General features: G+C 66.4%; 13 protein-coding genes and 1 tRNA gene. 7 read left to right on the plus strand and 7 right to left on the minus strand.

Annotated elements, in window-relative coordinates; all coding sequences use genetic code 11:
- Positions 1–23 precede the first annotated feature (23 nt).
- The 3 genes from AC1C2S_RS12475 to AC1C2S_RS12485 all read left to right on the plus strand — a co-directional run bounded on the left by AC1C2S_RS12475 (position 24) and on the right by AC1C2S_RS12485 (position 3,965).
- A complete protein-coding gene (locus AC1C2S_RS12475; protein ID WP_495352844.1) occupies positions 24–2,552 on the plus strand; it encodes an ATP-dependent Clp protease ATP-binding subunit in 2,529 nt (842 codons plus the stop codon).
- 210 nt (positions 2,553–2,762) lie between these two features.
- Positions 2,763–3,266, plus strand: coding sequence for an amino-acid N-acetyltransferase (locus AC1C2S_RS12480; RefSeq protein WP_495352845.1), 504 nt, complete (start codon positions 2,763–2,765; stop codon positions 3,264–3,266).
- 63 nt (positions 3,267–3,329) lie between these two features.
- Positions 3,330–3,965, plus strand: a complete 636-nt coding sequence (locus tag AC1C2S_RS12485) for a hypothetical protein (RefSeq protein ID WP_495352846.1) — start codon at positions 3,330–3,332, stop codon at positions 3,963–3,965.
- Positions 3,966–4,028: 63 nt separating this feature from the next.
- Here AC1C2S_RS12485 and AC1C2S_RS12490 read toward each other — a convergent pair whose 3' ends face one another.
- Positions 4,029–4,499 carry a hypothetical protein gene (locus AC1C2S_RS12490; RefSeq protein WP_495352847.1) on the minus strand — a complete coding sequence of 157 codons (471 nt, stop codon included), beginning with the start codon at positions 4,497–4,499 and terminating at the stop codon, positions 4,029–4,031.
- 304 nt (positions 4,500–4,803) lie between these two features.
- Between AC1C2S_RS12490 and AC1C2S_RS12495 the strand changes: the two genes are divergently transcribed.
- A complete protein-coding gene (locus AC1C2S_RS12495; protein ID WP_495352848.1) occupies positions 4,804–5,214 on the plus strand; it encodes a dehydrogenase in 411 nt (136 codons plus the stop codon).
- Positions 5,215–5,295: 81 nt separating this feature from the next.
- Here AC1C2S_RS12495 and radA read toward each other — a convergent pair whose 3' ends face one another.
- Both radA and AC1C2S_RS12505 read right to left on the minus strand, forming a co-directional pair.
- Entirely contained in the window at positions 5,296–6,660 is a 1,365-nt protein-coding gene (gene radA, locus AC1C2S_RS12500) for a DNA repair protein RadA (protein WP_495352849.1), read from the minus strand.
- A 9-nt stretch (positions 6,661–6,669) separates the two neighbouring features.
- Positions 6,670–7,500: an SGNH/GDSL hydrolase family protein gene (locus tag AC1C2S_RS12505; protein ID WP_495352850.1), complete on the minus strand. Its 831-nt coding sequence runs from the start codon at positions 7,498–7,500 to the stop codon at positions 6,670–6,672.
- A gap of 323 nt (positions 7,501–7,823) precedes the next feature.
- Here AC1C2S_RS12505 and AC1C2S_RS12510 point away from each other — a divergent pair.
- From AC1C2S_RS12510 to AC1C2S_RS12520, 3 genes are all read left to right on the plus strand, one after another.
- A tRNA-Ser gene (locus tag AC1C2S_RS12510) sits at positions 7,824–7,913 on the plus strand.
- 322 nt (positions 7,914–8,235) lie between these two features.
- Positions 8,236–8,577 carry an immunity protein CdiI family protein gene (locus AC1C2S_RS12515; protein ID WP_495352851.1) on the plus strand — a complete coding sequence of 114 codons (342 nt, stop codon included), beginning with the start codon at positions 8,236–8,238 and terminating at the stop codon, positions 8,575–8,577.
- A 160-nt stretch (positions 8,578–8,737) separates the two neighbouring features.
- Positions 8,738–9,253, plus strand: a complete 516-nt coding sequence (locus AC1C2S_RS12520) for a DUF2975 domain-containing protein (protein WP_495352852.1) — start codon at positions 8,738–8,740, stop codon at positions 9,251–9,253.
- A gap of 467 nt (positions 9,254–9,720) precedes the next feature.
- Here the strand turns inward: AC1C2S_RS12520 and AC1C2S_RS12525 are convergent, their stop codons facing one another.
- From AC1C2S_RS12525 to AC1C2S_RS12540, 4 genes are all read right to left on the minus strand, one after another.
- Entirely contained in the window at positions 9,721–10,053 is a 333-nt protein-coding gene (locus AC1C2S_RS12525; protein ID WP_210228404.1) for a YciI family protein, read from the minus strand.
- Between the two features lie 12 nt (positions 10,054–10,065).
- Positions 10,066–10,665 (minus strand): dihydrofolate reductase family protein, encoded by a 600-nt coding sequence (locus AC1C2S_RS12530; RefSeq protein WP_121659323.1) that lies wholly within the window; start codon positions 10,663–10,665, stop codon positions 10,066–10,068.
- Positions 10,666–11,023: 358 nt separating this feature from the next.
- Positions 11,024–11,737 (minus strand): GNAT family N-acetyltransferase, encoded by a 714-nt coding sequence (locus AC1C2S_RS12535; RefSeq protein ID WP_495352853.1) that lies wholly within the window; start codon positions 11,735–11,737, stop codon positions 11,024–11,026.
- A 510-nt stretch (positions 11,738–12,247) separates the two neighbouring features.
- Entirely contained in the window at positions 12,248–13,327 is a 1,080-nt protein-coding gene (locus AC1C2S_RS12540) for a DNA polymerase IV (protein ID WP_495352854.1), read from the minus strand.
- Between the last annotated feature and the right edge of the window lies 1 nt (position 13,328).

Below are 13,328 nucleotides of genomic sequence, written 5' to 3' on the forward strand. Positions count from 1 at the left end.
CAGCGGGGTCGTGAGGAGTAGAAATGTTCGAGAGATTCACCGACCGAGCTCGTCGTGTCGTCGTCCTGGCCCAAGAAGAGGCCAAGATGCTGAACCACAACTACATCGGCACCGAGCACATCCTGCTCGGGCTCATCCACGAGGGTGAAGGCGTCGCCGCCAAGGCGCTCGAGTCGCTCGGCATCTCGCTCGACGCGGTGCGCGAGCAGGTGCAAGACATCATCGGCCAGGGTCAGCAGCAGCCGACCGGGCACATCCCGTTCACTCCGCGCGCCAAGAAGGTGCTCGAGTTGAGCTTGCGCGAAGCGCTGCAGCTGGGCCACAACTACATCGGCACCGAGCACATCCTGCTGGGCCTCATCCGCGAGGGCGAGGGCGTCGCAGCCCAAGTGCTCGTCAAGCTCGGCGCCGACCTCAATCGCGTGCGCCAGCAGGTCATCCAGCTGCTCTCGGGCTACCAGGGCAAAGAGCAGGTGCAGGTCGGCGCGAACGAGCAGACCACCCCGCAGGGCGGCTCGCAGATCCTCGACCAGTTCGGCCGCAACCTCACGCAGGCTGCGCGCGACGGCAAGCTCGACCCCGTCATCGGGCGCGAGAAAGAGATCGAGCGGGTCATGCAGATCCTCTCGCGTCGCTCGAAGAACAACCCCGTGCTGATCGGTGAGCCCGGCGTTGGCAAGACCGCCGTCGTCGAGGGCCTCGCGCAGGCGATCGTGAAGAACGAGGTGCCAGAGACGCTGAAAGACAAGCAGCTCTACTCGCTCGACCTCGGCTCGCTCATCGCCGGCTCCCGCTACCGCGGCGACTTCGAAGAGCGTCTGAAGAAGGTCACGAAAGAGATCCGCACGCGCGGCGACATCATCGTCTTCATCGACGAGATCCACACGCTCGTGGGTGCGGGTGCCGCCGAAGGCGCCATCGACGCCGCTTCGATCCTGAAGCCGCTGCTCGCACGCGGCGAGCTGCAGACCATCGGTGCGACCACCCTCGACGAGTACCGCAAGCACTTCGAGAAAGACGCCGCGCTCGAGCGCCGCTTCCAGCCGATCCAGGTCGCCGAGCCGAGCCTGCCCCACACGATCAACATCCTCAAGGGCCTTCGCGACCGCTACGAGGCGCACCACAAGGTGTCGATCACCGACGGTGCGCTCGTGGCCGCGGCGAACCTCGCCGACCGCTACGTTTCCGACCGCTTCCTCCCAGACAAGGCGATCGACCTGATCGACGAGGCCGGCGCACGCCTGCGTCTCTCGATCCTCTCGAGCCCGCCCGAGCTGCGCGAATTCGACGAGAAGATCGCCGTCGTTCGCGCCGCGAAAGAGACCGCGATCGAGGAGCAGGACTTCGAGAAGGCCGCCTCCCTCCGCGATGAGGAGAAGAACCTCCTCGGCGAGCGACTGCGCCTCGAGAAGCAGTGGAAGTCGGGCGACGTCAAGACGACCGCCGTCGTCGACGAGGGCCTGATCGCCGAGGTGCTCGCGCAGGCCACCGGCATCCCCGTCTTCAAGCTCACCGAAGAAGAGAGCTCGCGTCTCGTCTTCATGGAGAAGGCGCTGCACGAGCGCGTCATCGGCCAAGAAGAGGCCATCTCGGCCCTCGCCAAGACGATCCGCCGCACGCGTGCCGGTCTGAAAGACCCGAAGCGCCCCTCGGGTTCGTTCATCTTCGCCGGCCCCACCGGCGTCGGCAAGACCGAGCTCGCCAAGGCGCTCGCCGAGTTCCTCTTCGATGACGAGGCGGCGATGATCTCGCTCGACATGTCGGAGTACGGCGAGAAGCACACCGTCTCGCGCCTCTTCGGCGCCCCTCCCGGGTTCGTCGGCTTCGAAGAGGGCGGCCAGCTCACCGAGAAGGTGCGCCGCAAGCCCTTCAGCGTCGTGCTCTTCGACGAGATCGAGAAGGCGCACCCCGACATCTTCAACTCGCTCCTCCAGATTCTGGAAGAGGGCCGGTTGACCGACGGTCAGGGCCGCGTCGTCGACTTCAAGAACACGGTCATCATCATGACGACCAACCTGGGCACGAAAGACATCTCGAGCGGCCCGGTGGGCTTCGCGATCGAGGGCGACACCCGCACGGGCTACGACCTCATGCGCGGCAAGGTGAACGAAGAGCTGAAGAAGCACTTCAAGCCCGAGTTCCTGAACCGCGTCGACGAGATCATCGTCTTCCCGCAGCTCTCCAAGCCCGAGCTGCTGCAGATCGTCGATCTCTTCATCAAGCGGCTCAGCGAGCGCATGCTCGACCGCGACATGACCGTCGAGCTCACGCAGGCGGCCAAGGAGCGGCTCATCGAGGTCGGGTTCGACCCGGCCCTCGGCGCCCGGCCGCTTCGCCGCGCCGTGCAGCACGAGATCGAAGACGGTCTCTCCGAGAAGATCCTGCATGGTGAGCTCAACTCGGGCGACCACGTGCACGTCGACTTCAGAGACGGCGAGTTCCTGTTCACCACCACGCAGCGGGCCCTGCCCGTCGGCGTCGGCGTGAACACGAACGCGGCGATCGGCACCGGTCCGGTGAGCCCCGATCTGGCGGCCGCGTCGGGCGAGTAGTCGATACGACACGAGGGGCGGATGCTGCGGCATCCGCCCCTTCGTCGTTCCCGCCGCCGTTCGCCTGCGTGCGCAACTCCGGATGTCGCGCTGCCGCACCGGCGTGTTGGCAGAGGGGCGCGGCGCGCCGGTCGATTCATCCGGAGTTACGCACGTCGGGGAGCGGCGGCAGTGCGGCAGGGGCGTCCCCAGCGGCAATACGATGAGGGGATGACCGAGTTCAACGTGCGGCGGGCCCGCACGAGCGATGTGCCGCGAATCATCGACCTCGTGGAGCCACTCGTCACCCGACGCATCCTGCTCGGCAAAGAGCGTGTCGACCTCTACGGCTCGGTGCAGGAATTCCGCGTGGCCGAGACCGACAACGGCCGGCTCGTCGGCGCCGGCGCATTGCACGTCATGTGGGAAGACCTCGGTGAGGTGCGTACCCTCGCCGTCGACGACGTCTGGCTCGGCCACGGCGTCGGCCACGCGCTGCTCGCCGCGCTCGAAGATGAAGCGCGCAAGCTCGGCCTCAGCCGCCTCTTCTGCCTCACGTTCGAGACCACCTTCTTCGGCCGCCACGGCTTCGTCGACATGGGGCGCGAGACCGTCGACCCCGAGGTCTACGCCGAGCTCGTGCGTTCCAACGACGAAGGCGTGGCCGAGTTCCTCGACCTCGCCCGCGTGAAGCAGAACACCCTCGGCAACACCCGCATGCTGAAGCTTCTCTGAGACGAGATTCGGCGCGCCGAGCGGATGCCGCGGGCAGCGGCATCCCGGTCGTACCCTGTGTGCATGTCGACGAACACACCGGCCGGGCGGCAATCGCCGCAGGTGTATCGACGTCGGCGACTCATCGTGCTGATCGGCCTCGTCGCGGTGATCATCGCGATCGTGCTCATCATCGTGCGTCCTGGGGCGAGTCAGGGTGAAGACGGCGCCGGGGGTGGACCATCGTCGAGCGCCGACCCGACGACTGCGCCGGAGACGACCTCTATCCCGACCGAGCCGACCGCGGCCGACGGCGACCCGTGCGCGCCCGAGAAGATCTCGGTGGAGGCCGTGACCGACAAGTCGTCATACGAGGCGGGAGAGCAGCCGCAGCTGTCGGTGACGATCACCAACACGGGCAAGAACGTCTGCGTGCTGAACGCCGGCACGAACGCCCAGATCTTCACGATCATGAGCGGCACAGAGGTGTATTGGACCTCGACCGACTGCCAGGTCGACGCGATCGACGCCGAGGTCTCGCTGACCCCCGGTACGCCGGTCAGTTCGACTGTGCCGATCGTCTGGGACCGCACTCGCTCGACGCCCGAGACGTGCGCCGGCCCGCGCGAGACGGTGCCGGCCGAAGGTGCCTCGTACCACCTCGGGGTGTCGGTCGACGGTTTCGATTCGGCCGAGCAGAAGCAGTTCTTGCTCTACTAACATCCGCGTGACTCGCACCCGCGTACCCGCTCGTCACTTGTGCAGGCCACGACCCGGCGTTCGTCATTTTGACCCGCGTACGGGGGCCGCGCGGTCAGGAGCCTCCGGCTTAGGTTCGTTGAGTGCGCGTCTGGCGTTCCCGGCCGAAGGGACGCGCACCACCACCTCGCCAGGCTGGTGGAGAGCGCCGGGGGTTCCCCCTCTGCTATCAAGCCCGCCCGGCGCTCTCGCGGGGGCGTTCCGCTGCTCCGGCCGAGGGTCTGCGCCAGAACGGTGCGGGTAGCCCGCGAACGCCGGCGCTGAGCCGGTGGGCGGGTCGAAGCGCACGAGCTCGTTGGCCGCATCGAGTGATGGCGCCGACGCCATGAGTTGCTGCTCTGCCGGGTCGAGCGCCCACTTGACGACGAGGTAGACCTCGCCACGCTTCAGGTCACGGTAGCGGCGGATGATCGCCTTCGGCACGAGCGCGTCGTTGCGGATGCACAGCCAAGTGTCGCCGTCGTAACGGATCGGCTTCGGAAGACTGCTTGCCATGGTGCTCCTCGAGATGGAGCGCGCCGGCCCGCGCGGGTTTGTTTCGATGCTACGTGCGGCCCACGACAGAGTCTGAGGGCCAGGAAACGAGCGAATGCGCCGGCGCCGTGGGGTCAACGAGAACGCCGTCGTCTTCGTCGACACCTCGGACCCTCACGGTCCGGCACAGACAGCATAGGCTGCTTCTCTCTGAAATACACATCCCAGTCGAGGGTCGGTCGAAGAGCCTCCCGAGCGGATGCCCCGCAGTGCGCCCTGCGCGGACGGAGACGGGTGCGCGGCATCCGCTCGGTACCCTTGAGGGATGGCAGGCAAGGCAGAACAGAAGCAGTCGACGGAGCCCGTGGAGTTCCGTTCGCAGGCGCTCGCGCAGGCACTCGAACGGCAAGACGTGGCGGCGGTCGCCCTGGCCCTCCGCCACGGCAACACGGTCGTGCCGCTCGTGAAGCCGGGGCCGCGCGACAAGCCACTCGACGGCGGCGAGGTGTGGACCTACCGCGACCCGAAGACCGGCGACGTCGCACTGCTGCTCTTCAGCGATGCCGCGAACAAGCCGGCGAACCTGCCGCCAGCGGTCGGCCTGCAGAGCCCGGGGTGGCTGCGGTCGTTCCTCAAGCGGTACGAGTCGACGATCACGACGGTGTTCCTCGACATCGCGGGCCCGCACCCGATGCAAGCGTCGCCCGGCGAGCTGTTGCGCGCGCTCGAGGCGTAGCGGAGTACGCCGAGTCGGCGCGCACGGCTCGAGTCTGCAGGTGTGCGGCTGCGGCGCGCCCTGAGGAACCGTGTGAGGCCGTCAGAAGGCGGCGTCGAGCTCGCGTTCGCGCGGGCCGGTCGAGGCCATCATGGCGCGTTGCACGGCGGCGTGCACGCTGCCGGCTTCGACGTCGAGGATGGTCGTGTAGCCGAGTCGGCGGGCCTCGGCGCCCCGCTGCTTCGCCGCAGTCACGGGGCGCACCTCGCCGGCGAGGCTGATCTCGCCGAAGGCGGCGAGCTCGTGCGGCACGGCACGGTCGCGCATGGCCGAGGCGATGGCGACGGCGATCGCGAGGTCGGCGCCGGGTTCGGCGAGCCGCACACCGCCGACTGTAGAGACGTAGACGTCATGATCGCCGAGAGTCTTCAGGCCGGCTCGGCGCTCGAGCACGGCGATGATCATGGCCACCCGTGATGGGTCGACACCGTTGACGACGCGGCGAGGCTGCGGCGCCTTCGTGGACACGACGAGCGCCTGCACTTCGACCGGCAGGGCACGGCGCCCCTCGAGTGCGACGGTGACGCACGTGCCGCTCACGGCACTGCGCCCGCTCGAGAGGAAGAGCCCCGACGGGTCGGGCACCTCGGAGATGCCCTCGCCGGTCATCTCGAAGCAACCCACTTCGTCGGTCGGCCCGAAGCGGTTCTTGAGGGCCCGTACGAAGCGAAGGGCCGTTTGTCGATCGCCCTCGAACTGGCAGACGACGTCGACGAGGTGCTCGAGCAGACGGGGGCCGGCGATCGAGCCGTCTTTCGTGACGTGGCCGACGAGCAGCACTGGCAGCCGCCGCTCTTTCGCGATGCGGATGAGCGTCGACGCGACTTCGCGCACCTGGCTCGGTTGCCCGGGCAGACCATCGGAGAGGGATGACGATACGGTCTGCACCGAGTCGACGATGAGGAGCTCGGGGGCGATGGCGTCGACCTGCCCGAGGATCGTCGCGAGGTCGGTCTCTGCCGCGATGAAGAGCTCGTCGTGCAGGGCCTTCGTGCGCCCAGCTCGAAGGCGCACTTGCGCGACCGACTCTTCGGCGGTGACGTAGAGCACCCGCCGCCCGGTGGCTGCCACGCGCGCCGCGACCTCGAGCAGGAGTGTGGATTTGCCCACGCCCGGCTCACCCGAGAGCAGGATCGCGGCGCCCGCCACGATGCCGCCGCCGAGCACCCGATCGAACTCGCCGATGCCGCTCGGGCGGTGCGCGGCGTCTTCGGTCTGCACGTCGGTGATCGGGCGAGCGGTGCGCGCCTCGCCGAGTTGCACGGCCTGCACGGCGCGCACTATGCCCGTGGGCTCGGCGACGTCGACGACCGTGCCCCATTGCTGGCACTCGCTGCAGCGGCCAACCCACTTGACAGTGCTCCAACCGCACTCGGTGCAGCGGAACGTGGAGGTGGGGCGGGCCATGCCCCGAGACTAGCTGCGGCCGCCGACAGTGACCGCGTCGGCGCGCGCGCCGACGCCGAGGTGTGCGGCGGCCCGGGCGACAGCGGGCCGGAAGGCCTCGGCCCACACCGCGTACCCGTGGTCGTTCGGGTGGAACATGTCGCGCGCGAACTGCGTCAGGATGCCCCGGAGTCCCTGCCGCTTCATGATCTCGTGCAGCGGCGCGACGACGAGTCCGTGCTCGCGGGCGGCAGCGCGAAGCATCCGATTCGCTTCGGCCACCTTGCGTTCGCTGTGGGGGAAGTAAAAACACGGCAGGTCGGCGACGACGGCGCCGGCGGGCAGTTCGGCGAAGATCGAACGGATGTTGCGGTCGAACGCCCGGGGGCTCCAGTCGGCGATGTCGTTCGCGCCGATCGAGACCGTGACCACGTCGGGCCGCAGATCGCGGAACCGCGGCAACTGGTCGCGCACGGCGAGCGCCGTCGTCGCACCCGAGACGCTGAGGTTCACGACGCGCACGCTTCGCCCGGTCACCGCGCGCACCCCGTCGGCGAGTACGCCGACGTAGCTGCGGTCGGGCCGCGACGCGCCGATGCCCTGCGCCGCACTGTCGCCGATGGCGACGTAGAGCAGCTCGCCCTCGACCTTCGCGTGATCGCGCCACCACTTCGAGTGCACCGGCAGCGTGTCGTTCAGCGTCGACTTGTTCTCGAGCATGCGATCACGGAACCGGGGCACTCCGCCTGCACCGAGCAGCGTGACGGCGGACAGACGGATGCCGCGCCACACGCTCGTCGAGTCGCCTGACGCGCGATTCGTGGCGGTAGTCGTCGCCGGTACGAGGAGTTCTGCGGTCATCACACGACGCTATGACCGTCGACTTCGAGTTGCCTGCGCGCGGACTGGGCGTGAGCTGGGCATGAGGCGTCTGGCGACGGTCTCACCCGACGGCGGTGGTGAGCAAGGGCGGCGCGAACGCGGTCGCAGTCGCGGTCGCGTGCCGGTCTCGAGGGCGTGCGGCCGCTCGATCTCTGCGGCAGCCGACGGGTCGAAGTGACGGATCACGCCGTCGAGGTCGAAGATCACCGCTCGGATCATGCACCCAGTATGGATTGTCGGCGCGTTGGTCGAGGCATCCGCTCGTTTTGGCACTGGCGCGCGCGTCGTCTAAGATCGTCCTCGGTACCGTGTCCGAGCGGCCGAAGGTGCAACTCTCGAAAAGTTGTGTGGGTGAAAGCCCACCGTGGGTTCAAATCCCACCGGTACCGCCACAGAAAACCCCTGGTAAAACAGGGGTTTTTTGCATTCTGAAATCCCTCATGGTGCAGCCGTGGTGTATTTCTCGCCATCTGGGCCGCTCAGCCGCAAAACAGCAGGGGAGTGACGCGCCGAATGCGACCTTGGACGCCTGAGAGGTTGATCGACTTCGTGCCGGTGCCGTAAAAGCCGTGGTTGACGGCGTTCGTTGCGTAGGCATCGCCGGCGGCGCAGCCGGGTCCACGTACCCCGATCGCGAACGGGGACACCGTGAATGCCACGTACCGCGCAGAGAGAGCGCTCAGAGCCACTGTTCGGCCGCGGTAGCCTCGCGGGATGAGTGGGATACCGACTGATCGACGCATCATCCGGCTGTTCCCGGACTACTCACGGGACTGGCCGCTCTGGGAGAACTCGACGCCGACATGGGACGTGGGCTACACGACCACCCCTGAGACATACGGCCTGTCTGAGAAACTCACCGCCGACATCGACGCCTGGAACAAGCTCTGGGAGGCCCACTTCGACCACGCAGAGGGGTGGGGCAGCAGCGAAGTCCGCGACGGTTGGGGCGCCGACGGCGAAGAAATCGCTCGCCGCCTGCGCGAGGAGGTCGCCGACTACGCGGATGTGCGGTACGAGCCCTGGCCACTGCGCGGGCCGGTCCGAAGCGAGTAGCGGTGGCCTGAATTCATCGACCGGTGCGGGATGGGCCGTCGAGGGCACGCAAGCGGATCTCTCTGCGGATCGACCCGCAGAACTTCTAGCTGGCTTAGCCTGCCGCGCGGCGCGCGGTCCGGATTCTGTCCCGCACGGCTAACATCATCGTCACTATCGTGTGAATGACGAAGGCGAGACGATTCTGATGATCATGTCCAAGCAGAACGTTCCAGTGGCGCGCATCGCCTTGGGCGCACTGTTCTTCGTCGCCCTGCTGATGCAGTTCTGGCTCGTTCCGAGCGTTGCCGCCGAGTATGCAGCCCGATATCCCGAATATGCGGGCCTGGCGCGTCCATACGTCATCGTCGTCGGGGTCGCGATCGGACTGTTTGAGGTGGCCCTGCTGGCCGCGTGGCAGGTGCTTTCGGCCGCGGCCACGAACACCCGCACCCAGCGAAAGAAATGGTGGGCGATCGCCCTACCTGTGGCTCTCGGTTCGTCGGGCGCACTGTTCGCCGGTGTTTTCGTGCATGCCGGGTCGGTCGCACGCGTCGGTGGGCCACCGATGCTCTTTGGTCTCCTCGTGTCCGTCGCGGTCGTCATCTGCGCGATCGTGCTGAGACGCAAGGCGATGGAATTCACACTTGAAGATGGCAACGATCGGGCGCCGCATCCTGCCAATGCTCGCCAGTAGAGCCTCGGCGCTCTCAGCTCGCCCGCAAGCCGGTGCCTTACCGAAACACGCACCGTCCACGGTGAAGCGGCTGTGCACGTGGTCCTTCTTCAGGATGGGATTCCTGGTTCAGCGCGTTGAGTTCGGATTTGAGCTTCGATTCGCGGTATGGACGTTTCGGGCACCAGCGGACATATATGTGTAAGTCGAACGATTGGATGGGCTACACGGTGAACGAGGATCTGGATGAGCTGCTGCGTCGATCGCAGCCCGAGTTGGCAGAGCGCAGCCCACGCCTAACATTCGCACTGGATGACCTGGTTGATGCACAGCCGCTGACGGCACGACGCCGATGGCGCCCGATGGTATCCGGCGGCTTCATCGTGTTCGCACTCGCGGGTGGGGCCTCTCTCGCCGCGGCCGCACCCGGCGTGCTCGCGTGGTTCGGGTGGACGGACAACACGGGGTCAAGGCGTCCTGCGCGTCGATCAGGGATCCGACAGGAGGGGCCGCACTTCGAGCCGACGGTTGCAGGCTTTCGAGCCCTCGCACATCAGCTTGAGGGCGACGTCCAGGTCAGGCGCGTCGATGATCCAGAATCCGGCGGCCCACTCCGTGGCTTCGACGAACGGTCCGTCGGTGAAGACCGGCTCGTCGCCGCGCCCGTCGATCACGGTCGAGACCGTCGGGTCGGCGAGGCCGGCGGCGAACACCCAGTGGCCACCGGTGACCAGCTTCTCGTTGAAGGCGTCGATCGCGACAGCCTCTTGGACGGTGCCCGATTCGCTGCGGTAGTCGATGACATTGACCAGGTATTGCATGGCTTGGTCCTCTCAGGCGTAGTTGGGGCGGCCGGTGAGCCGGTAGGTGTGAGCGAGGACACCGGTCGGGAACGCCCGCGTCTCGACCAGTTCGAGACCGAAGTCTTTGCCTTGCTGCGGGAACAGCCGAAGGCCGTCTCCCACGATGACCGGGCACACGATGAGGTTGATCTCGTCGACGAGTTCGTTCTCGAGCAGCCAGCGCGCCAGCACGCCGCTGCCCACGACCACCAGCTCGCCTCCCGGCTGTGCCTTCAGTTCCCTGATGCCCGCGGCGATATCCCCCGAGATCACCGTCGTGTTCTTCCATGCCGGGTCGGTCAGGGTGTTGGACACGACGTACTTCGGCCGAGGATTCATCGCGCCCGAAAACGGGTTCGAGTCGTCGGCCTGACCACCCCAGTAGCTCGCGAACAGTCCGTACGTCTTGCGGCCGAGCAGGAACGCGTCCGCGCGCTGCCACGTCGAAGCGATGTACGCGGCCGACTCCTTGTCGCCGGTCGGGATGGCCCAGCCGCCGCGCGCAAAACCGGGGTCGAGCTCGTCATTGTTGCCGCCATTTGCCTGCATGACGCCGTCGACGCTGACCTGGATCGAGATCGTGAGATTCATGGTGTTGCTCCCTTGTTCCGAGTCACCTCTGGGGGCGGCTTCACTACTTCAACGAACGCGATCACCCGATTCGACAATTGTTCCTCAAGACCGTCACAGTGTTTACACCTGCAGCGTTAGCCAGGGGAGTCGAGAACCCGATGCAAGAGCTCAGCATCGGATGGGAGTGGGCGACGACACCCGAGCTATCTCTATGTTCAGGTCTCGCAAGACGTTCGGCTACCTCGACGAAGAGATATCAACGAGATGCCGGCGATCGAGGGTCAGTCGATCGCTGCGGTTTCACCGGGGTCAGAGTGCCCGCGCCCGCCGGTCCCAATCGGCCCTCTTGGCCTCTTCCTCTTGCCAGAAATGGCCGTCATGATGACGAACGTACAAAAGGAAACCAAGGAACGCTGCACCCAGGATCAAACCCCGCGAGAGATAGGTAATTCCCCAGCTCCCAAACAGTTCCCACGACCAGATTCCCGACTATCATCACCAACTGCAGTTTCGCGTCAGCCGCGACGAGTGGAGTACGAGCAGGTTGGAGCGCTGAAGGATGGGTCATTGGACGCGAGCCATCATTTGTGATGGCTCGGTCAGCGGTGAAGCCGTATTGGGCGTAAAGCCCGTGAGCATCGCCCGTTGACAACAGAATCCGTTTTAGGTCTAAAGGTTCCAGGTCCGCCATTACACCAGCGGCCAGCATCTTGCCGATGCCTTGACCGCGGGCTTCGGTTGCGACGAACACGTCGCAGAGCCAAGCGAACGTAACGCCGTCAGTCACGACGCGACCGTAAGCCACCTGCTCTCCAGACCCGATGTCGTACACCCCGTAATTCCGAGAGGCGTCGATAGCTGCATCCTGCTTCTCACGAGCCCTACCTTGCGCCCAATAGGACTGCTCGCTGAGCCACTGGTGCACGCGGGCACGATCAACTCTGTCCGTTTCGGCGGAGAAGATATAACGCTCAGTCATGACAACACCTAGAGGAACGGGCTGTTGCATCTCGAAACAACGCATGCCAACTTCCGTCCCGATCAGGGTTCCTCCTGCGAACATGTACTGCGTGCAGACGAGTTTGGACATTCCGTGCAGACGACTTCGGAAACTCACAGGCGGATTGGCGATTCTCATAACTATGTGTCATATCCGTGTGATCGGATCTGAGTACCCACCGTTGGTTACGAGACACCTGGAGCCCGGTGACGAAATTGATCGGCTACGCGCGTGTATCGACCCGACCGCAGTCAACTCAGCGGCAAGAAGCAGACCTTTTCGTGGCGGTGTACGGGTGTTCAGCGCGCAACGGGGCGACCACGACGACATCGTGAACGCAGTTGCGGCTTTCACCGAGTGTCCTGAAGCTCCCACTAGCGCCATGACGCTTGCGATTCAGGGCGGGCTTTGCATGGCGGTTTGGTTCGGGCGGCCGGCGCGCTGGATACCGTCATCGCTGCCTACGCAGTGGCGAATGATGCAACCGTGATCCACTTCGACCGCGATTTCGAGCTCCTCGCCAGCGTCGGCCCAGAGCTGAAGCAGGAATGGATCGTGCCCCGCGGCACGGCGTGCTAGCCCGGCGTCGACACGCCTCGCTCACCAACCGCTGCGCGTCGGCGTGTGCCCCTCTCGGGCGTCGTCGGGCATGGGCATCTCTGCCCGCAGCCCGAGCAGTCTGATTGGCCGATTTGGTTCGATCCTGCCGGCGAGCTCCAGCGCTCTGGCCAGCACCAGGTCTCGCTCGAACGTCTCCGGCACCTTCTTCGTGAAGACCTTGGTGAGGAACGGCGCGTACCGCACCTTGAGCGTGAGCCCGATCACCGGTCGGCCCTCGGCCGCGATGTCCTCGAGCACTCGGGCGACGAGCTCCCGCACGGCCGCATCGACCTGCGCGGGCTCGGTCAGGTCTTGCTGGAACGTCGTCTCCCGGCTGTGCCCGCGGGCGACCCATGGTGTGTCGTCGACGACATCGGCGCCCTCGCCGCGGCCGAGCTGGGCGTACCAGGGCCCCATCCTCGGCCCGAATTCGGCGACCAGATCGTCGGGCGCAGTCGCAGCCAGCTCGGCGACGGTGGTGATGCCGAGCCCGGCCAGACGACGGGAGATCTTCGAGCCGACACCCCAGAGGTCGACGGTCGGGCGGTCGCCCATCACCTCGAGCCAATTGTCGGCGGTAAGCCGGAACACGCCGCGAGGCTTGCCGAACCCCGTCGCGACCTTGGCCCGTACCAGTGTGTCGCCGATGCCGACGCTGCAGTGAAGCCGGGTTCGTTCGAGCACGGCCAGCTGCAGCATCCGGGCATAGGCCTCCGGGTCCTCTGTCTGCGCGCCGACGAACGCCTCGTCCCAGCCGAGCACCTGCACGGTCGCGCCGGGCTGCGCGCGCAGTGTCGCCATGACCTCAGCGGATGCCGCGGTGTAGGCCTCTGCGTCGACTGGCAGGATCACGGCATCGGGTGCCTTGCGGGCGGCGATGCGCAGCGGCATCCCTGATCCGACGCCGAACTCGCGCGCCTCGTACGACGCAGTCGAGACCACGGCGCGTTCGGTCGGATCTCCTCGGCCCCCGACGATCACGGGCTTGCCTGCGAGCTCCGGCCGTCGCAGCACTTCGACGGCCGCGACGAACTGGTCGAGGTCGACGTGCAGCACCCAGGACTTCCGGTGTCCGGTCACG

Source organism: Agromyces sp. Y782, from assembly GCF_059445405.1.